The sequence below is a fragment of the Terribacillus sp. AE2B 122 genome, from assembly GCF_902497585.1.
Classification (GTDB): domain Bacteria; phylum Bacillota; class Bacilli; order Bacillales; family Amphibacillaceae; genus Terribacillus; species Terribacillus saccharophilus_A.
In genome coordinates this window covers 205,474-226,429 of sequence record NZ_LR700942.1, presented here as the reverse complement: position 1 = coordinate 226,429, position 20,956 = coordinate 205,474, and the positions used below count along the sequence as shown (strand labels likewise).

The following is a 20,956-nucleotide window of genomic DNA, read 5'->3' as shown; positions in this document are numbered from 1 at the left end:
TGAAGATTTACAATATAGTTCGGTTTTTTATATGGCTAAAACACTTTTGTCCCAGCCTCTTTTAGTGTTATGTGTTATGAGAGCCGTTAATCTGCTTTTACTTATTTATACCAGCTGCAAATAAGGGACCATTTACCGTAATGGTTGTCAGGATACGAGCCATTTCTTGAGGAGATTCTTTCTTGCCGCTATTCAACCATTGTTGAACTACCCCCATCATTGCATTTCCTAAATAAGAAGACAGATATTGTCCTGGAACAAGGAAATTTTCTTTCTTCAAAAACGAATTTTGGTTATCTCCATATAGTATTTCCCACATGAGATCCTTCAGTCTTGTTTGGAATGACAAGTCCCCTTTTGGACCTAATACAGCTTTCATCGTATCACTATTTTCATTTAGATATTCAAATAATAAAACTGTGTGAGGAAATGGCGGTACATCCGGAAAATCTGTTTTAATTGAAGCAATAACGCTCGAGAAGTTTGTCTTTACAATACTGGATAACTCCAGCATGATTTCATCTTCACACTTCTTCATTAAATCAAACTTGTCTTGATAATGTGCGTAAAATGTCCCTCTATTAATCTTCGCTTTAGTTGTTAAATCTTTCACTGTAATTGCCTCGAAGCCTTTTTCATCAATTAATTTTATGAGCGCATCTCGAATGGATTCTTTAGTCCGTATTACCCTTAAATCATTATTACTGTCAGGCATGTAAATTCCTCCTTACTTATCCAACACTATTAATAAAGGTGTCCCGTAACCAACACATATACCATATCTGACTATTGTATAGTATGTAATTCGTGCTTATAATTTAGAACGTAATAAACAACACGGTGTTTATTTATTATTATAAAGTATCAGCTAGGAGGAATCCAAATATGTTTAAAAACAAACTATTATTCTTATCTCCAATTATTGCATTGGTCATTATATTTATTTTTTCTTTAACGTTAATTCCGTCGGTCCAACCAGAGCCAAAAAATCTGCCAATTGCAATTGTGAATGAGGATACCGGTGTTGATATACCGAATCAGTCGAAACTGAACATGGGTCAATCAATTGTGGAAATGATAAAAGAAAATTCAAAAGCAACAGCAGATCAAGAAGATCCTGCTCTTAAGTGGATTGAAGTAAATAACGCAGAGGAAGTTCAAAAAGGATTAGATAACCAAAAATATTATGCAGCTTTGGTTATACCGAAAGATTTTAGTGAAAAGCAGACTTCCTTACAAACTCCAACTCCTTCATCACCTGAAGTCGAAATATTTATTAACCAAGGTATGAATACAATGGCGTCAACAATGGCTGGACAAATGTTGAATGGAGTTGTAGACAACCTAAATAACACTGTTCGCACACAACTACTAGATGGACTAGAACAACAAGAAGCTTCATTAACAACAGTGCAAGCTAAAAGTCTAGCGTCTCCTATTACAAAGAAAGTCACAAATGTTAATGAAACAGGTGCAAATCGCGCAAATGGGAATGCTCCTAATTCTTTATTTCAACCTCTTTGGATGGCTAGTATAGCAAGTGCTGCAATTATATTCATCGCTCTTAGAAAAGTAACTACTACTAATCGAAAAGAGAGCTTGACAGTAAAAATGGTACAAATACTAGCAGGTGCTATTGTCACCCTGATTGTTGGATTTGGTTTAACTTGGCTGGCAGATCAGATGGTGGGGCTTCATATTCCAGACTTTGAGAGTACAGCATTATTTTTATCCATAACATCCTTTAGCTTCTTTTTAATGATTTCAGCAGTACTTTCTTTAATTGGACTTAAAGGTATGCCTATTTTTATCCTAATGCTTTTCTTCGGTGCCCCATTGCTTGCAATGGCTCCAGAAATGATGTCACCTTTTTATCATGACTGGGTTTATTCTTGGCTACCAATGCGATTTATGGTAGAAGGTTTACGAGAACTTCTTTTCTTCGATAAAGGATTAACTTGGGATTCTGTATCTACCCTTGTTTGGATCGGAATAGTGGGTATGGTACTTATACTAACTTCTGCTTTAAGGGTTAACTCAAAAAATGAGAAGACACAAATCGATAACAATGAAAAAGCCGTTTCCTTATAGGAAAACGGCTTTTTTTATAAACCCTGCTTTTTACATTTCGGGTTTAAGGTTCTTTCATTTTAATTGTTGCAAATGTACTTAAATATCAAGCTTTCTTGTACTGATCCCTTTTACCATTTCTGGATCACGATGTGAAAAGAACAAGCTTTGTTTGGTATCTAGTGCAGCAATTCTTTTATTGTCTTCTTCAGTTAATTCAAAGTCAAAGATATCAAAGTTCTCAATTATTCTTTCTTTACGAACAGACTTCGGAATGGCAACGACACCTCTTTGTGTCAGCCAGCGCAGAATTACTTGAGCAACGGATTTTTTATACTTTTCAGCAATTGATACTAGGACCTCGTTCTGGAACATGTTATTTTTTCCTTCAGCAAATGGTCCCCAAGACTCTATTTGAACGCCGTTTTCTTTCATGAAATCATGACTGTCTATTTGCTGGCAGAACGGGTGCGTTTCAACCTGGTTTACTGCAGGAACGACTTCATTTTGAATGATCAAATCAATTAGACGGTCGGGGTGGAAGTTACTAACTCCTATCGCTTTCACTTTACCTTCCTTGTACAGTTCCTCCATTGCGCGCCATGATCCATGAACATCGCCAAATGGCTGGTGTATCAAATACAAATCCAAGTAATCCAATTGCAGTCTTTCCAAAGATCTAGCGAATGCTCTCTTTGTGTTCTCATAGCCGGTATCCTGCACCCAAAGTTTTGTAGTAATAAATAACTCTTCTCTAGCTATACCGCTCCGTTTAATTGCTCTGCCCACTGCTTCTTCATTTAGATAGGAAGCAGCTGTATCGATCAGACGATAGCCTGCCATAATAGCGTCATAAACGGCTTGTTCACATTCGTTTTCATCTTGAATTTGAAAAACTCCAAATCCAAGGATAGGCATTTCCACACCATTATTTAAGTTTACTTTTTGCATATGAGATCCTCCTGACTTAATCTTCTTGCATTATGTTGTATCTTTTTATACAACTCCATTCTCTTATTATGCATTAGTTTATTAATAAGCAGGTATCCCATTCTTGTCAGATAAATGCCTAATCCTCTCACTCGACTCCATTATATTAAACAAATTAAAAAGACACTCGTAGGAGTGTCCCAGATTGTAATATTGGAGTTAAGAAACTATTGTAATCCCACCAATTAAGTCACTAAAGTCATGATTAATTATCTCAACTAATTTAAATTCCTTGTTTTCATATTCAAATTTCAAAATGCAGCAATTTCCGATTTTGTTTTGCTGTACGATAGCACTTGTATGTTCCCAATACCTCATAAAGTTTCTGCAAGCCGCTCCATGAGAGACTGCTAAAACAACTTTATTATCTTCTTCCATAATTTCTTGACAGGTAGCCGCAACTCTTTCTTGTAATTCTTTTTGATCCTCACCGCCATACTTCACAAAGAAATCATTATAAGGCAGCGGCGGATTCAAATCTTCACTTTCCCCTTCAAACGTTCCAAAATTCCATTCCTTTAATCCTTTTAATCTTGTATAAGGCATATCTGTTACTAGTTCTAACGTGTCACTTGCCCTTTCAGACGTCGAACTGTATGCATCATCAAAGATAATATTGCGCTCTTTAAAATACTCACCTGCAGTCTCTGCTTGTCTGACCCCTAATTCTGTCAGTGGTGAATCACACCAACCTTGAACTTTTTTTCTCTGGTTAAATAATGTTTGTCCATGTCTCATTAGATAAAGCGTCTTTTTCATCTGTATCCTCCCCATGCACTAGAAGAATATTGAGATACAAAATGTACATCAATGCACTCAGAATTGGTTACCTTTTATTCTTATTTAGAATGAGAACTATACATACCAATAAAAGGCATTTTATAATGTATTAAGTTGAATCATACAGATACTTCTACTGCAAAGACATTAAAAAATCCGCTACGAATACTCTTCTTAGTTTTCGAACCGTTCCTTTTTATACAATCATCTTTTGTAAGAATGTACTCTTGCTGTTGTGTTTGAGGCTGGCTATAACCTGAAGTATTGCTTAATACTGATTCTATGGTCTAATTTAAATTCTAATGCAGCTCTTATTTTATGTGCTGGAAAGTTCTATTTTTCTAAAAGGAAACTCTTTAAAGTGTCAAAAGTAACATGCTCATCACACCCATGTACCATCAGCATGATTTCGTCACCATCCTTAACGTTCAAATCCATCACTCTCATAAGCTTTTTTCCATCACTGGATATTCCGCTTTTAGAAAGAATCACATCACTAGTAAAGGAACACGCTTTATCAACAAATATTGCAGTGTTCCTTGCTTGCAATCCTCGGTGAAGGTTCACTGTTATCTTTGTGACCAGCATCATTTCCACCTTCCTCAAAAAGTTTCAATAGTCTCATTACTAACTATGCCATGCTGAAACATGTACTTACTTCGTATAAAAAAGGATGGCCCAAAAGCTGAAAAATGGGACATCCTTTGAGATTGGCAGTTAAATATTTTACAACGTACTGTTATCGATAACAAAGCGATACTTTACATCTGAAGAAAGAACACGTTTATATGCTTCGTCAATTTCATCAGCAGCTATCACTTCAATTTCCGGAGCAATATTATGTTCTGCACAGAATTCTAACATCTCTTGCGTCTCACGAATGCCTCCGATCAACGAACCTGCAAACGAGCGACGATGACCGATGAGAGACATCACGTTTAATGACAACGGATCAGCTGGAGCGCCGACATTTACCATTGTGCCATCAAGATTCAGTAAGGAAAGATATGCATTAAGATCAATCTTTGCACTTACTGTGTTAATGATTAAGTCAAAAGTTCCTGCAAGCTTGTCGAATGTTTCTGGATCACTTGTTGCATAGTAGTTGTTTGCACCGAATTGCAAACCATCTTCTTTTTTCTTCAATGTTTGGGAAAGTACAGTCACTTCAGCACCCATAGCATGTGCAATCTTGACAGCCATATGGCCTAGACCGCCTAAACCAACGACCGCAATTTTTTTACCTGGTCCAGCTCCCCAGTGGTTTAGTGGAGAAAATGTCGTAATACCAGCGCAAAGCAATGGAGCTGCAGCATCAAGTTCAATATTATCAGGGATACTTACAACGAATTCTTCCGTTACGACGATATGGGAAGAATAGCCGCCTTGCGTAGGTTCACCGTATTTATCCACGCCAGCGTAAGTAGGAATATTTCCTTTATGACAATATTGCTCTTCACCTTTTACACAATTCTCACATTCTCCGCATGAGTCAACCATGCATCCGACGCCTACTCGGTCACCGATCTTATACTTCGTAACTTCGGAACCCACATCTGTAACGATTCCCGCAATTTCATGTCCTGGTACAAGCGGATAGTTTACTGGTCCCCACTCGCCATGAGCAGTATGTATGTCAGAGTGGCAAATTCCGGCAAACTTAATTTCGATTAAAACATCATGTGAATCAAGATCACGTCTTTCAATTTCAGCAGATCGAAAGGGTTTATCTGGACCGTCAACAGCTCTTGCTTTAGCTATTACCATTTAAGAATCCTCCAATAAGTATATTTTTAGAGAGAATACAAATGGACAAATGCCATCCTTTCTTCTCTTGCAAACAATTGTAATCTTTAGAGTCAACTCTAAGTCAAGTGAATATTTTTTTAAAAAAATATACTTCAATCATGTCGCTTTGACGTTTAGTAAATCCTATGATAAAATCCTCCTCACTTATAGAGATAACTTAAAGGCTAAATAATCATGGAATAGGAGGAATACGATGAAGACATTTTCTATCAGTGAAGTTGCAAAAGAATTAAATGTCACCGCTTATACCTTGCGTTACTATGACAAGGAAGGCCTTATGCCTTATGTTGAACGCAAAGAAAGCGGCCAGCGATTATTTAAAGAATCCGATATTGCCGCTTTAAAAGTGATTGAATGCTTGAAATCAACTGGTATGCCGATTAAAGAAATAAAGACATTTATCGATTGGTGTACGGATGGCGATTCCACCCTTCAACAACGATTCGACATGTTTATGGAACGAAAAGCCGTTGTGGATATGCAGATAGCAGAATTAAAGAAAACGATGGAACTCATCGATCATAAATGTTTATATTATAAAACAGCATTAGATGCTGGAACCGAGGAAATACACAAGAACGACAAAATAGAAATTCCCCATTACTAATAAAAGAAGAGGCCCTCGTACTATCAAAAATTACGGGGGGCCTCTTTTTCTATTGATATAAGCAAATCCGATATAAACTTTTTTAAGTATTTCCCCTTGCTTTAGAGTCGGCTCTAAGTTGTAAGCTTATTGTATTCAGTAAGGGAGGAATAAATATGACAATCGAAAACAAAGTAGTTATAATCACTGGAGCATCATCTGGAATTGGGGAAGCAACTGCAAAATTATTGGCTATTAAAGGAGCCAAAATAGTTTTGGGTGCTCGCCGTGAAGACAAATTAAAAGCATTGACAGAGGAAATTCAACAATCTGGCGGTCAAGCTGTTTACCGCGTCACAGATGTAGTTAATCCAGATGATAGTCATCAGCTTGTTCAATTAGCGAATGACACTTTTGGTGGTGTTGATGTAATCTTCTTGAACGCAGGACTGATGCCTAATTCACCACTTTCCGAATTAAAAACGGATGAGTGGAACAGTATGATTGACGTTAATATTAAAGGTGTATTGAATGGTATCGCAGCAGTATTGCCAACATTTACATCTCAGAAATCTGGACATATTATCACTACTTCATCAGTAGCTGGGCTTAAAGCTTACCCAGGCGGTGCTGTTTATGGTGCAACAAAGTGGGCTGTCCGTGATTTAATGGAAGTTCTGCGTATGGAATCTGCTCAAGAAGGCACTAACATCCGTACAGCAACTATTTACCCTGCTGCAATCAATACAGAATTACTGGATACTATAACAGATAAAAATACTTCAGAAGGCATGACTGCATTGTACGAACAATACGGTATTACACCTGATCGAGTTGCTAATGTTGTGGCATTCGCAATTGATCAGCCAGAAGATACAAACATCAATGAATTCACAATTGGACCAACAAGCCAACCTTGGTAAAATTCAATTATATAACAATCTTAAACAGAGGCTGTCCAGAAAATATCGACAGCCTCTTTTAACTTTAAAGTAGCACTCCTTACATCAAACATTTTCTTTTAGCTCCTCTCTTAATCTCTTCATATCCGCTCTGGGTGAAACTCCAAACATGCGGGCATATTCGCGAGTGAATTGTGACTGACTTTCATACCCCACTTGGAATGCGACCTCAGCTATATCGGGTAACTCCGCCAATAACAAACGCCTGGCTTCCTGTAATCTCAACTGTTTTTGAAACTGAATTGGACTCATAGCAGTCACCTCTTTAAAATGCCGATGAAGTGAAGACACACTCATATTCGCTATATCCGCTAAATCTTCTATTCGAAATGACTTTTCAAAGTCACTAATGATATATTCAATTACATCTCTAATTCTCATAGTATTACTGCCTACTACAGCCATTTGTTGCAGTGCATCCCCATTTGGACCTTGCAAAACCCAATACAATATTTCTTTCTTATATAGCGGGGCTAGTATTGGAATATGCTTTTGTTTGTCTAACAAACTAGCTAACCTAATTACCGCATCCAATAAAGAAGACTCTGACTCACCGATAAACATGGCTCTTTTCGTATCTTGTCTCTTTCCAGATCGTATACCAGTTTCATGTAAAACCTCTACTATATCCTTAGGCGTAAATTCAAGTTTAAGGGCAAAATAGGGAAAATCATATGTTGCATTAATTACTTGCCCGGTTACTGGCAGCTCTACTGATGCCACAATAAAATTTCCCGGTCCATATTTAAAGCATTCCTCCCCCAGCAATACTTCCTTTTCTCCTTGGACAATAATGCAAAAAGAAATTTCGTTAACTCTAGCGACAGGTTCACTGATAGTGGATTCACGGATAAGAAATAACGATTCTATAGATGTAGGATGAACACCGTCTGAATCTGTATACTTGCTAATAAGCTTGCCTAGTTCTTGCTGCTTGTCGTAATCACTGATCATCTCTTATTCGTCTTCTCCTTCGGTTAAGTTTAGTTTATTTTAATTGATATTCTTTCAGCTAGAAAGGTCTTTGATAGTATTAGGCAAAGATTTGAGACAAATGAGTTTATAGTTCGTATAGAAATTATGAGACAATGAAAGAGGTTACAATGAACGAGCGATAAAGGGAGGATGATATAAATGGAATATGTAAAACTAGGAAATACAGGTTTGGATGTATCTAAATTATGTCTTGGCTGTATGAGCTTTGGTGATGCAGAAAAATGGATTCATCAATGGGTACTTGATGAAGAGCAGAGTCGCTCTATCATTAAAAAAGCACTTGAACTTGGAATCAATTTCTTTGATACTGCTAATGTGTATTCAATGGGAACTAGTGAAGAATTCCTAGGACGTGCTTTAAAGGATTATGCCAATCGAGACGAGGTTGTGCTGGCAACAAAAGTCCATGGACGTATGCATCAAGGCCCTAATGGTGCGGGTCTTTCCAGAAAAACCATCATGAGTGAAATTGATAAAAGCCTTAAGAGACTAGGTACAGATTATATAGACCTTTATATCATCCATCGCTGGGACTACAATACCCCTATTGAGGAAACAATGGAAGCATTGCATGATGTGGTGAAAGCCGGAAAAGCAAGATATATTGGCGCCTCTGCCATGTATGCTTGGCAATTCCAAAAAGCATTACACGTAGCAGAGAAAAATAATTGGACACGCTTTGTATCGATGCAGAATCACTACAACCTTCTCTACCGTGAAGAAGAGCGGGAGATGCTGCCTCTCTGTAAAGAAGAAAAAATTGGTGTGACTCCCTACAGTCCGCTTGCATCAGGAAGACTGACACGTGATTGGTCGGAAACAACTCATCGTTCTAAAACAGATCAAATTCAAAGATCCAAATACGATGCAACTGCTGATGCAGACCGATTAGTTGTAGAACGAGTAGCAGCGATATCGGAAAAACATAATGTCCCTCGTATCCATATTGCACTTGCCTGGCTGCTATCAAAAGAAACAATAACAGCACCTATTATTGGTGCCACTAAAATATCCCATCTCGAAGATGCTGTAGGTTCTCTATCAGTTAAGCTAACTGCTGAAGATATTGCTTTTCTCGAAGAAGCCTATGTACCGCATTCTGTAGTGGGACCTAATTAATTTATCGAAAAATGCAGCAACTCAATCTTTCTCATAATCAGATTGAGTTGCTTTATTTGTGACTGTTTTTGAATATATAATGTTTCCCTCAATTAGAAATAAAGGTTTAGGATAAAGAAATATCGGGCAAAGTAGTTTAGTTGAGGGGGACAGCAAAGACGTGTACTTAAATGAAAAAAAATTAATTTATAGGGAACTCGCCAGGTTAATGCATGATTTCGACAGATGTCCAGATGAATCTATAAAAAAACATATTACAGAAGACATAGCACTTTTAAATGAAGCAATTCAATATAAAGTAAAAAAATAACTCTCCATTTTTCATTAAACGAAAATGGAGAGTTTCTGTCTGTCTCACTTCAATATATATCGATCTACTGCAGCTTTCAAAGAATGTGTAGTTTTGACATCAAAACCAATCCCTAATTGCGTTGCAGTCTGTGCTATTTCAGGTCTTATTCCAGACAAAATAGTTTCTACACCAAGCAACTTCAAAGAGTTGACTATGTTAAATATACGATGAGCAACCATTGTATCAATAATTACCACACCTGACATGTCGATAAATAAGTACTCTACTCCCAACTTCGCACATTGCGATAGAACATTATCCATCATATACTTAGCCCTATTCGTATCAATATCACCTACTAGGGGCAGCAGCGCAACTTCTGTAGTCAATGATATAACTGGCGTACTAAGCTCCAAGATCATTGCTTGCTGTGCAGCTAATTTAAATTCAGCTTGTTTTGCATTCTCTCTAGTAAACCAGACAATGATCTGATTAAAAGCGCTTGTTATTTTCCTCGTATAACTAAGTGTTTCCTTACCACATAGATCATGTTCTGCTACAAAGCCATCTAAAAGCTCTAAATACAATGCTTCCGTTCTATTAAATTCATCTATAATATCTTCAATCGGCGTGATTAAATGCTGCTCATCTTTGGATATCTCCACTATCCATTCTTCGAATAATTCGTAAGATAGAGGACTTTCAGGATCAAACAACTTACAAAAACGCACATGGAAATCTCTATTTTGTTCTTTTAAAACGTCTATTACTGCTTGATCATCAGAACCATAAACCCCTTCTGCCTTTGTAAGTCCAGCAAACCATTCATCATTCAATTGATCTATATTGTCACAAAGAAATTCATGTAAATCTTTATCTGCTGCTACTTGCAGTTTTTTCTCGATTGCCATTACTATATCTCCTTAGTCTATATATGCTCAACACCTTATTTTAGCATGTGATATAACAAATACCTATTATTATAATGTAATAGTAATAATTGCCCTTACTGTGGAATGCATTTAATCTGAAGATTAAGTTTTGACAAGTGAATATGCACTTTAGAAGATTATTAGTTCTGGTGAGATTATGTCTATAAAGACTTTCCAAACAATAATAGCCTAACACATAGAAGATTGTAGCTAAGGAAAGGATATTATGAACTGTTCTGTTTATATCTTCCACTTGAGTCTAAAGCCGGGCAATAAGCCGATCTGAGACGTCGTTATTTTCAGCGAATAGTAAAACAATCTCCTTTGAGCTACGTAACTGATTATCATATTCAAAAAAGCTGCTCCTGCTTCAGAATACAAGTACAAATGTCACAGATGTAAGTTATCAAGTAGGATTTAATAGTACCAGTTATTTTATTGTTAAGTTTTCGTAGATCTGTAGGTATGACACCGTTAGCTTATAAGAAAGAACAGGAAAAGTAGTTATAACAGTTATAACTACTCTCAAAAAGTCTAAGCTCATTATTCTCTAAGGAGGAAAAAGAAACACAAAAAACCTGAAAAGTTGCAGGTTTTTTCAGCTTTCACCCTTTTTCAGAGTAAACTATACATCAGTTTTGTATTAGATTTTCAACCACGCCGAGTATTTCATTACGTGCACGATTCCTGTGCGATTGCATCAAAACACTAGCTGCATTACCGTCTTTCGCCTTCATACACGCTACAATAGCCTTATGCTCAACTATTGAGTGAAAAGGAAGCGGACGGTCGTCTACTGTTAATAAACGCGCTCTATATAGCTGATCCGAATGAGTATCTATAACTGCTCTAAGTCGCTTGTTTCTCGCATAATCGATAATTAGATGATGGAACTCATCATCTAATATTGCCCACTGCTTTAGATTCTTTTGCTCAAGCGCCTGTTCCTGTTGTTCAATCAACCTTTCCAATTCACCTATCTCTAGTTCCCCAACCTTTTCAGTAGCTAGACTTACCGCTAGACCATCTAGCGTTTCCACAATTTCATATATCTGTTCGAGATCTTCTGTCTCGATCGGCTTCACTATGAATCCCCGTCTAGGTACAAGCCGGACCATGCCTTCTGTTTCCAGACGCACAAGCGCTTCTCTAACCGGTGTACGACTCATCTGTAATACTTCAGCCATTTCTCTTTCTAAAATCGTTGTTCCAGGACGAAGAATTAAATCGCGGATAGATAGCCGAACAATCTGATAGGCTCTTTGAGGCAAACGGTACTCATCAAGGCCTTCTATATTATTGATGAGGAGAGAGATTTCTTTCTCGACACTTGTATCACTTAAGGAAGCATCTTTTTCTTTATCTTTTTCGGTTGGAATCTTTTTCATATTATTCACCTATTCCATTATGATTGTTCATGTTGTTTAAAATATATCATAACCAACAGCAGAAGCATCTCAAATTGTAATGCGATAGTTGTTAATGCAGTGTAAATCCTTATAGAAAAAAGACTATGGATCCCCAGAAATCCACAGCCTTTTCTTCTTAAATTTCTGCTTTCACTTTAGAAAGGTTTTCTATAATAGAATCCGTGATTTCATCCGTGTTGTATGTTCCCCCAAGGTCTCGAGTAAGAATCCCCTGACGTGTCGTTTCTGCAATTGCTTTATTGATAAGTTCTGCTTCCTCATTTAGTCCTAGGTGATCCAGCATTAGTGCAGCACTTCCAATAGCACCGATTGGATTAGATATTCCTTGACCGGCGATATCAGGTGCCGAACCGTGGACTGACTCGAACATACTCGGCGTGTTCCCTTCCGGATTAATATTGGCGCTGGCAGCTAATCCTAAGCTTCCCGCGAGAGCACTACCTAAATCTGATAGTATATCCGCAAACAAGTTGGATGCGACTACTACTTCCAGCTCTTCCGGTTTCAATACAAATTGTGCAGCCGCTGCATCAACAAGCCACTGGTCTGTCTCTACATCTGGATAATCTTTACTCACACGCGAAAACACTTCATCCCAAAGCACCATCCCATATTGCTGCGCGTTACTTTTCGTGATACTTGTTACTTTTTTTCTTTTACGCGTACGAGCCAGATCAAAGGCATAACGGATAATACGTTCGCATCCGTGCTCTGTAAATAAAGCTGATTGAACAGCAACTTCTTTGCCAAGACCTCGTCCAGAGAAATTACGACCGCCTATACCTGAATATTCACCCTCGGAGTTTTCTCTGATTAAGACCCAGTTTAGCGAATCAACATCTGGATGATTTAGCCTTCTTGGAACACCCGGTAAAAATTCGATAGGGCGGATATTAGCCCACTGATCGAATCCTTGGCAAATTGCTAAACGTAATCCCCACAAGCTAACATGATCTGGCACACCTGGAAATCCAACAGCACCAAAATAGATAGCATCATACCCTCGTAGCTTCTCAACTCCGCCATCTTCCATCATCTTCCCATGATCTAAATAATATTCACAGCCCCACGGAAAGAAATCGCTTTCAAATTTAAACTTACCATTAGATGCTTCTGCCAAATGATTAATTACTCTAAGACCGGCTTCAACCACTTCCGTACCAATACCATCACCAGGAATCACCGCTAAACTAATTCTTTTTGTTTCACTCATTTGTTCTTCCTCCTTGTTTATTTCATCTTTTCAGTTAATTGGAAAGAATTGCACCTTATTGATTTATATACTAGATAACGTATACATTAATGTCAATAATTATTTGATTTTTTAGAATCAACATGAGTTTTAAAAATGTATACTAAACCTTAAATAATTCACCATTATGAACTACCACAATTGTTTTAATAGGCTAACCAACACCTTGCCCACAAATAGCTGCATTAATTATAAAATTATAAATCAAAATATCCAATTGACAATTATGTATACGTTAATATACAATTCGTTTAAGCTACGTTAAATGATTACACAACCACTCATTCTGTTCTTATCTGAAAATGGAGGTGGGATAATTTGAATGCGCTCTTAGTAAGATTGACTTTTTTGAATAACATCAACCTGTAACCTTTTAAGCAATTAGAGCGCAATTAATTGTATGCGCTTTCAAAAAGCCGCTCTATCTTCCTAGAAAAATTGTCAACTTAGAAACCGAATTACGGCGGATTAGATTTTGAACGGGCTGCTGCGAATTTTAGCGAAGCGTTTTTAAAGTTCTATGATTACTGTACTTATGTGTAATTTAATGATCCAAATAATTTGTTTTCTACAGGAGATGGTTCGTATGTTGACATTCTTAGCATTAGCGATGATCATCGTTTTCATTGTACTTCTCTCGAAGAATAAATTAACTGTTTTTGGCGCTTTAACGATTGTACCCTTTATCTTCGGAGCCATTACAACCTTTGTAACCGGCGCTTCCTTTCTGGATCTTTTTGATTGGATCAAGGATGGTATCTTATTTAGTGTCGATGAAGAAACGGGAGAAGTGTCGATGGGGGTTATCTCCCCTGCCATTGTAATTCTTTTCGCTGTATTGTACTTCGGTGTCATGCTAAACGTTGGTTTGTTTGACCCTTTGTGCGAATTCTTCATCAAGAAAGCGAAAGGTGATCCATTAAAAGTTACGATGGCTACCGTTCTAACAGCAACCGTAGTTACAATGAATGGCGATACCACCACTACAATCATCATTTGTGTTGCTGCTTTCCTTCAGCTTTATAAGCAAATGAATATCAAGCTGATATACTTGGCTATCATTATCGTCACTCCAATTGGTATCTTTAATCAGTTGCCTTGGGGAGGTCCTACAATAGCCGCAAGTACAGCTATGGGCGTGAATATTAGTGAACTCTTTGCTGCTATACTACCAGGTATGATCATTGCTGAAATATTCGCTATCGGCATGGCTTATTTTATCGGGCTCAAAGAAAGAAAAAGATTACACTTCGACCCTAAAACCGCTAAAGATATTTCACCAGAGGACATGCAAGAAATGCTCAATGCAATCCGCCTGAAAGATCCTGAATTAAAACGTCCTAAACTTTTCTATTTCAATTTAATTTTGACGCTTATTATCTTAGTTATGCTCGTAATGGATGTAGCTCACGGCGGCGTTCTATTCGGTATAGGCGCAGCAATAGCACTTACGGTAAACTACAGGTCAGCAAAGCTTATCAATCAGAGGCTGGATGACTTAGCAGCAGATTCTTTAGCACCCGCTTTAGCAACATTAGCTGCTGGTGTTTTCTCTGGTGTATTAACTGGAAGTGGCATGTCAACTGCACTGGCAATGTCCATTACAGCTATTATCCCAGAATCATTAGGATCGAATATGGCTCCCATCTATGCATTGATTTCAGCACCTGCCATTACATTTCTGCCTCAAGACGCGTTTTACTTCGGAATTGCCGGTGTAATGGCGGATGTTATGGCGCAGTATGGAATAACAGCTAATGAAGCAGCTGTAGCATCTATGGTAGGTCAGGCATTCCGTCTTATCTCTCCGGTTATCCCAGCTCTTTATATGTTGGTTGCTTCTACTGAAACAAACTTTATCGATTTCCAGAAGAAATATATTATTTATGCTTGGCCGATAATATTTATCTACTTAGGAACCTATATTTTAACTGGTGCACTACCTATCTAAAAATCAACAGGAAGGCAAATAATTATTGCCTTCCTGTTGATATTGTATAGATCTATCTATTTGATACGCAGCGTTTTGGATTAATTACACTCACCTAGGCAAAAACATGATAACGTCCTCTTGGAACTATCATTGGAGATTTAGAAACGGGATCCTCAATTACAGTACAATTAAGCTCAAATATTTCTTTAATCAATTCATCCGTAATGATCTCAGATGGCCGTCCCTCGGCTATCAGTTCCCCTTTACGAAGAGCAAATATATAATCAGCATAGCGCGCAGCAAGATTGATATCATGAAGAACCATCACTATCGTCGTACCGTATTTTCTATTAAGATCTGTAAGCAAATCCAGGATCTCTACTTGATACGTGATATCCAGAAACGTTGTTGGTTCATCAAGGAACAATATATCTGTCTGTTGAGCCAATGCCATAGCAATCCAGACGCGCTGTCTTTGACCACCAGACAGTTCATCTAAATGTCTGTTAGCAAGTTCGGTAATTCCCATCATATCCATTGCTTCCTCGACTGCTTGATAATCCTTCTCTGACCATCCGCTTAACAATGATTGATGCGGAAATCTGCCCCTGCCGACTAAATCAGCTACTGAAATCCCTTCAGGTGCAATCGGAGATTGCGGCAGCACTCCTAATACTTTTGCAAGTTTCTTCGGAGGAATTTTGTGAATTGATTTTCCATCTAAAATGACATCTCCGGCTATTGGCTTGATCAGTCTTGCCATCGTCTTCAGCAAAGTTGATTTACCGCATGCGTTAGGACCAATAATGACGTTAACCTGATTGTTTGGAATAACAACATCAATCCCATGAAGGATTTTTTTACTTTCATAGCCGGCAACAATTTGCTCTGTTTGAAGTTTGTGAGTTGATTTCATCATAAGTATCCCTTTCGATTCATCCTTATAAGTAAATAAAGCAGATATGGTGCCCCAACTAATCCTGTTATTATGCCAACTGGATATCTGACTTCAAAAGCAAATTGTCCTATCAGATCTGCTCCAAGAACTAGGTTTATGCCTATAAGACCCGCTGGCAGGACATTTGAAAACCCGGTCCCTACTAATCTTTTAGCAATCGGCCCAGAAAGGAAAGCGACAAAAGCTATTGGGCCAGTTGTTGCAGTTGCAAAAGCTATCATTAGTACAGCACTCAGTATGAGAATCAGCCTGATTTTGTTTGTACTCAATCCAAGTGATAATGCCGACTCTTCTCCGAGTTCTAATATGTCTAAATGCTTTCCTAAAATAATTAATAGCGGAGCAAAAATTACTACTGTACAAATAAGCGGTAATAAAGTTTCCATTTTAGCGCCGTTTAGACTCCCGCTTAACCATCGAAGTGCTGCAGGCAAGTCTTGCTGGCTGCCAACCATTAAAAGATAAGAAATAACAGCGCTAAGAGCTGCCTGAATACCGATTCCAATCAGTATAAGCCTGCCAATGGAAAAATGACTGCCTGATGCCAACAAGTATAGGAGTAAGACTGTAACAAGTCCTGCTATTACCGAAGCTAAAGAGACAACCGTATTACTTGTTTGAAAGATAAGTATACTGAACAACGCTGCAGCACTGGAACCAGTGGTAATCCCCAGTACATCCGGATTAGCGAGCGGATTACGCAGCATTGTTTGGAATATATGTCCTCCCATTCCGAAAGCCAAGCCGGCAAAGAAACCAGATATCATCCTGGGGAGCCTTATCGTATTGACAGCAAAATAAGCTCCTGGGATTCTTTCACCCATAAGCACTTGAATAACCTCTGAAATTGGGTAGATTGTGTTACCTAAAAGAAGCATGGCCATACAAAGTCCAACAGCAAGTGCTGCCAGGAGGATGTTAATGACCAGCCATTTTCTGAATCGACGTTGTCTGCCTTGTTTAATAAGAATTGTTGAGCTGTTTATCATAGTGACCGCACTTTCAATTTAGTTGCGAGGAGTATTAATACTGGAGCACCAATAAAAGCGGTTATAATCCCGGCTTCTACTTCACCAGGACTCCCTATTAATCTGCCAAGTACATCAGCAATCGTTAGAATGCTAGCGCCTGAAATAGCAGACATAGGTATAATAAGACGTAAATCCGGACCAAAGATGAGCCGCATCAAATGCGTCGCCAGTAAACCAATAAAGCCAATAGGACCAGCCAATGCTGTTACCGCCCCGCACAATATGACACCGGTAAAAGCAGATACTAATGTCAATAATCCAGTCCGAACCCCTTGACCAGTTGCAATCTCGTCCCCAAGCAATAACGCATTAAGCGATGGTGCCATTATGAAAGCCAGCAGGATTCCAGAAACTAAAAACGGCAAAAAGATTACAATGAAATCCCAATTTGCAGCACCCACACTGCCTACTTGCCAGAACCTGAATTGATCCATCACAAAAGATCGAGGAAGCATGATAGCACTTATCAGAGAAGATAATATTGCACTTGTTGCAGCACCAGCCAGTACAAGCTTAAGAGGCGTATTGCCAGTACGCCCCATTGAACCAATTCCGTATACAATGATAGCTGTAAGAACTGCTCCTACTATTGAGAGCCAAATATACTGACCAGCTGTGCTGATATTAAAAAATGCTATGCCTATAACGACAAATAACGATGCACCTGTGTTAACTCCTAATATACTGGGATCGGCCAGTGGATTTCGGGTTACTGCTTGCATGAGAGCGCCAGACACACCTAGCGCTCCTCCGCACAGCAAACTAAATACCGTTCGTGGTATTCTTTCGCTGACAACAGCTGCAGCGTAAGAATCTGAGCTGGATAAGAACAATCCTGCCATTAAGTCATCTAACGTCACAGATCTTGATCCGAAAACCAGTGAAGCAATTATACTAACACACAGCAATAGAAAGAAAATAATCATAATGGCTGCGTAGTAGCTACGTTTATGTCCTACTGGCCTCTTTGCTACATTACTGTTCATTGTTACTTAAAGCATCGTCAATCTGAGTTACATAATTATCGATCGTATACTCAATCGCAAGCGGATTTGGAGTTCCAGCTGCAGCCAAATCAGAATTATTTGCGATGAATACAACAGAATCATTTTGAATTGCCTTAATCTGTCCTAAACGTGCATCATTCTTAACAGCTTCGTACGTGCTGTCATCACCGTACCCAATTATTATATCTGCATCATTTAGAACGTCTGCATTTTCTGCACTTAAGCTCAATGAGTAGGCAGCATCATCTTCAATTAAATCAGAAATGCTTTCAGGATATTCCATTCCCATTTCTTCTAGGAAAGCAACTCGGGAATCAGCTGGTGTATATAGATGGAACTCGGATAGATCTGTTGCTGAGAAGTTCACCCAAGCAACCTTTTTGCCTTTGATTTCAGGATGTTCGTTTACTTTTTCTTCAATTGTAGTCTCCGTATCAGCAATCAGCTGTTCGCCTTCCGCTTCCATTCCCATACCTTTTGCATTCATTGTTACTTGATCACGCCATGACGTTGTCCAAGGAGAAGTCGGATAAGCTACCACAGGCGCAATCTCGTTCAGAGTATTATAATCCTCTTCTGTAAGACCAGAATAAGCCGCAAGAATGACATCTGGTTGTGAATCTGCAATAGCCTCAAAATCTAGTCCATCTGTATCTTGAAAGACATTTGGATTACTTTCACCTAACTCTTCTAGTTTCTCTGCTGTCCAAGGAAGAAGACCGCTGTCGTCCTGTACACCGAAGTTCGCAGCAGAAAAACCAACTGGCACAACACCAAGTGCAAGCGCAACATCTTGGTTACCCCATTGTACAGTTGCTACTCGTTCAGGCTTAGATTCGATAACTGTTTCCCCGAAAGCATGTTCAATCGTAATAGGATAACCTTCTGTTGAAGCTGAATCTCCTCCAGATGAATTGCTTCCTTCAGAATTCTCATCTGAGTTCGATTGACTGGAACATGCTGAAAGAACTAGTAGGAACAATGCCGAAAAGATTGCCATCTTTAATATCGATTTATGCTTTTTGACCATTTGTTATTTCTCCCCTTTTATATATACAATCTATTAGTGCAAGACTATCTTACTCAAGTTGTGAAAGCTTTCGTTGAAAAATTATGTAATAGTTAGCCCTTTCTAATTGATATTGGTTCTCATTATCAATGATACAATTAGTTATATTAGTTAATCAAGGCTTTTTTACTACTTTTTAGACTATTTGGTGAAAATTGCTGTGTTTTGCCTACACTTCGAAAAAAATGATTTTAAAAAAAGAGTCACATAAGTGACCCTTCCAGAATACCGATACCTTTATTGAGCTTTTTTTCATTTGGTTTCTTTTTCTGTTCTTTTCCGACCCATAATTATAGCTAGCACGATTAATACTGCTAAAGCTGTAAAACAAACAACTGTTCCGACTGAAATGCCATTACTGAATGTTGACCCTATCAAAATGATGCCCAGCCCTGCAATTCCGACAATTGTTGTCGAAGGAAACAGCTTCATCCTGAAATGTGGCATTTCAGCATATTCCGGCCGTAATTTCAGCTGCGCTGCGCAAATACTAAGCCAAAGCAGCAGCATAGTAAATCCAGGAATAGTCATCATCGTACCTATGATACTATCTGGAGCAAAGTAAGCTAATCCTGCGCCTATTAATAAAAACAGGCCATTCAGGGAGATAGCGTTGATTGGTGCACCTGATTTGGAAGTCTTCGTCAAAAGTTTTGGTGCCTCTCCTTTTTCAGCTAATGAAAACATCGTTCTCGAAGTGGCAAACATACCAGAGTTAGCTGCAGACAAAACTGCTGTCAATAAAATGAAATTCATCACATGCGCTACTCCCGGTATTCCGATTGCATCCATTACTTGAATGAAGGGACTTTCTGTTCCGGCAACTTGATTCCAAGGGATAAGTCCAGCAATGATTGTGATAGGCGCAATGTAAAACAGCAATACACGCCAAACGACACCTTTGATTACTTTAGGCAATACCTTTTTCACATCTTTTGTTTCAGATATAGCTACACCGATTAACTCAGATCCTCCAAATGAGAACATAACAATCAAGCAGGCTGCGAATACTCCTTGTATCCCATTTGGGAAGAAACCGCCATGACCGAATAGATGCTGTGTTGGTGTATCTGGAGAAAAATCCGTTAATCCCAGTAAAACTGCTCCGCCTAATACGATAAATAGTACAAGCGCGATAATTTTAATGCTTGCAAACCAAAATTCCATTTCTCCGTAGAATCTAACTTGTAAACTGTTTATTCCAATGATAAGTGCTGCACAAATTGCGCTCAAGAGCCAAAGCGGTGTATCAGAAAACCAAAACTGTAGAAACGAACCCGCCGCTAGGATTTCTACAACAGTTACCAGTGTCCAGTTTATCCAGTACAGCCACCCAACGATGAAGGATATATGAAAACCGAACGCCTTATGAACTAAATGCTGTACATTATGATTTGGGTACACAACTGCCATTTCAGCTAAAGCAACCATTACAATCAGCAACAATGCTCCGCCAAGTAAGTAAGAAACAACTACTCCTGGTCCGGCAATCCCCAATGTCTCGCCGCTTCCTTTGAAAATACCGGTACCGATCATTCCTGCTAATGCTAAAAACTGTACATGTCTAGGTAAAAGCTCTTTCCGCAAACCATTCTGACTCATTTTCTTCTCCTCTTTCTATATCAAATCTTGTTCTGATTAATTTTGTATAGTAATAGTCATCATCCATGGTTAACCACCTCCTTAACTGTCTAAAAAACAAAACATCCCTGCTGAAAAAGTATCAGCAGGGACGTAATT

General features: G+C 38.5%; 19 protein-coding genes and 1 pseudogene. 6 read left to right on the top strand and 14 right to left on the bottom strand.

The window, feature by feature from the left end:
- Nucleotides 1–97: 97 nt before the first annotated feature.
- Nucleotides 98–715 carry a TetR/AcrR family transcriptional regulator gene (locus tag AE2B122_RS01095; protein ID WP_175072879.1) on the bottom strand — a complete coding sequence of 206 codons (618 nt, stop codon included), beginning with the start codon at nt 713–715 and terminating at the stop codon, nt 98–100.
- A 170-nt stretch (nt 716–885) separates the two neighbouring features.
- Here AE2B122_RS01095 and AE2B122_RS01090 point away from each other — a divergent pair, with 170 nt between their 5' ends.
- A complete protein-coding gene (locus tag AE2B122_RS01090; protein WP_175072878.1) occupies nt 886–2,091 on the top strand; it encodes a YhgE/Pip domain-containing protein in 1,206 nt (401 codons plus the stop codon).
- A gap of 78 nt (nt 2,092–2,169) precedes the next feature.
- On the opposite strand, the gene AE2B122_RS01085 is transcribed toward AE2B122_RS01090, so the two are convergent.
- The 4 genes from AE2B122_RS01085 to AE2B122_RS01070 all read right to left on the bottom strand — a co-directional run bounded on the left by AE2B122_RS01085 (nt 2,170) and on the right by AE2B122_RS01070 (nt 5,607).
- Entirely contained in the window at nt 2,170–3,021 is an 852-nt protein-coding gene (locus AE2B122_RS01085) for an aldo/keto reductase (RefSeq protein WP_175072877.1), read from the bottom strand.
- Between the two features lie 198 nt (nt 3,022–3,219).
- Complete coding sequence (locus AE2B122_RS01080) at nt 3,220–3,819, bottom strand: histidine phosphatase family protein (RefSeq protein ID WP_095268630.1); 600 nt, start codon at nt 3,817–3,819, stop codon at nt 3,220–3,222.
- A 354-nt stretch (nt 3,820–4,173) separates the two neighbouring features.
- Nucleotides 4,174–4,431 carry an HPr family phosphocarrier protein gene (locus tag AE2B122_RS01075; protein WP_342747518.1) on the bottom strand — a complete coding sequence of 86 codons (258 nt, stop codon included), beginning with the start codon at nt 4,429–4,431 and terminating at the stop codon, nt 4,174–4,176.
- Between the two features lie 135 nt (nt 4,432–4,566).
- A complete protein-coding gene (locus AE2B122_RS01070; protein WP_175072876.1) occupies nt 4,567–5,607 on the bottom strand; it encodes an NAD(P)-dependent alcohol dehydrogenase in 1,041 nt (346 codons plus the stop codon).
- A 235-nt stretch (nt 5,608–5,842) separates the two neighbouring features.
- Here AE2B122_RS01070 and AE2B122_RS01065 point away from each other — a divergent pair, with 235 nt between their 5' ends.
- Together AE2B122_RS01065 and AE2B122_RS01060 are read left to right on the top strand one after the other, a co-directional pair.
- On the top strand, nt 5,843–6,256 hold the full coding sequence (locus AE2B122_RS01065) for a MerR family transcriptional regulator (RefSeq protein WP_095218256.1): 414 nt from the start codon (nt 5,843–5,845) through the stop codon (nt 6,254–6,256).
- Nucleotides 6,257–6,411: 155 nt separating this feature from the next.
- Entirely contained in the window at nt 6,412–7,158 is a 747-nt protein-coding gene (locus tag AE2B122_RS01060; RefSeq protein ID WP_175072875.1) for an SDR family oxidoreductase, read from the top strand.
- A gap of 84 nt (nt 7,159–7,242) precedes the next feature.
- On the opposite strand, the gene AE2B122_RS01055 is transcribed toward AE2B122_RS01060, so the two are convergent.
- On the bottom strand, nt 7,243–8,151 hold the full coding sequence (locus AE2B122_RS01055) for an AraC family transcriptional regulator (RefSeq protein ID WP_175072874.1): 909 nt from the start codon (nt 8,149–8,151) through the stop codon (nt 7,243–7,245).
- A 180-nt stretch (nt 8,152–8,331) separates the two neighbouring features.
- On the opposite strand from AE2B122_RS01055, the gene AE2B122_RS01050 reads away from it, so the two are divergent.
- Nucleotides 8,332–9,312 carry an aldo/keto reductase gene (locus AE2B122_RS01050; protein ID WP_095218259.1) on the top strand — a complete coding sequence of 327 codons (981 nt, stop codon included), beginning with the start codon at nt 8,332–8,334 and terminating at the stop codon, nt 9,310–9,312.
- A gap of 354 nt (nt 9,313–9,666) precedes the next feature.
- Here the strand turns inward: AE2B122_RS01050 and AE2B122_RS01045 are convergent, their stop codons facing one another.
- Nucleotides 9,667–10,515: an STAS domain-containing protein gene (locus tag AE2B122_RS01045; protein WP_175072873.1), complete on the bottom strand. Its 849-nt coding sequence runs from the start codon at nt 10,513–10,515 to the stop codon at nt 9,667–9,669.
- Nucleotides 10,516–10,827: 312 nt separating this feature from the next.
- Between AE2B122_RS01045 and AE2B122_RS19060 the strand changes: the two are divergent.
- Nucleotides 10,828–11,040, top strand: a pseudogene (locus AE2B122_RS19060) (helix-turn-helix transcriptional regulator); the annotation flags it as partial.
- Nucleotides 11,041–11,168: 128 nt separating this feature from the next.
- On the opposite strand, the gene AE2B122_RS01040 reads toward AE2B122_RS19060, so the two are convergent.
- The gene (locus tag AE2B122_RS01040; RefSeq protein ID WP_095218261.1) at nt 11,169–11,924 is read right to left on the bottom strand and encodes a GntR family transcriptional regulator; all 756 of its coding nucleotides are present in this window, start codon (nt 11,922–11,924) and stop codon (nt 11,169–11,171) included.
- Between the two features lie 157 nt (nt 11,925–12,081).
- Entirely contained in the window at nt 12,082–13,179 is a 1,098-nt protein-coding gene (locus AE2B122_RS01035) for a tartrate dehydrogenase (RefSeq protein ID WP_175072872.1), read from the bottom strand.
- A 625-nt stretch (nt 13,180–13,804) separates the two neighbouring features.
- Here AE2B122_RS01035 and AE2B122_RS01030 point away from each other — a divergent pair.
- Nucleotides 13,805–15,169, top strand: a complete 1,365-nt coding sequence (locus AE2B122_RS01030; RefSeq protein WP_175072871.1) for a citrate:proton symporter — start codon at nt 13,805–13,807, stop codon at nt 15,167–15,169.
- Nucleotides 15,170–15,263: 94 nt separating this feature from the next.
- Here the strand turns inward: AE2B122_RS01030 and AE2B122_RS01025 are convergent, their stop codons facing one another.
- The 5 genes from AE2B122_RS01025 to AE2B122_RS01005 form a co-directional block, all read right to left on the bottom strand.
- The gene (locus AE2B122_RS01025) at nt 15,264–16,067 is read right to left on the bottom strand and encodes an ABC transporter ATP-binding protein (RefSeq protein ID WP_175072870.1); all 804 of its coding nucleotides are present in this window, start codon (nt 16,065–16,067) and stop codon (nt 15,264–15,266) included.
- The gene (locus AE2B122_RS01020) at nt 16,067–17,098 is read right to left on the bottom strand and encodes an iron chelate uptake ABC transporter family permease subunit (RefSeq protein ID WP_175072869.1); all 1,032 of its coding nucleotides are present in this window, start codon (nt 17,096–17,098) and stop codon (nt 16,067–16,069) included. The genes AE2B122_RS01025 and AE2B122_RS01020 overlap by 1 nt, the downstream gene beginning before the upstream one ends.
- Nucleotides 17,095–18,066 carry a FecCD family ABC transporter permease gene (locus AE2B122_RS01015; protein ID WP_371809496.1) on the bottom strand — a complete coding sequence of 324 codons (972 nt, stop codon included), beginning with the start codon at nt 18,064–18,066 and terminating at the stop codon, nt 17,095–17,097. The genes AE2B122_RS01020 and AE2B122_RS01015 overlap by 4 nt, the downstream gene beginning before the upstream one ends.
- 49 nt (nt 18,067–18,115) lie before the next feature.
- A complete protein-coding gene (locus tag AE2B122_RS01010; RefSeq protein ID WP_175072868.1) occupies nt 18,116–19,177 on the bottom strand; it encodes an iron-siderophore ABC transporter substrate-binding protein in 1,062 nt (353 codons plus the stop codon).
- Between the two features lie 291 nt (nt 19,178–19,468).
- Nucleotides 19,469–20,818: an amino acid permease gene (locus tag AE2B122_RS01005; RefSeq protein ID WP_175072867.1), complete on the bottom strand. Its 1,350-nt coding sequence runs from the start codon at nt 20,816–20,818 to the stop codon at nt 19,469–19,471.
- Nucleotides 20,819–20,956 lie beyond the last annotated feature (138 nt).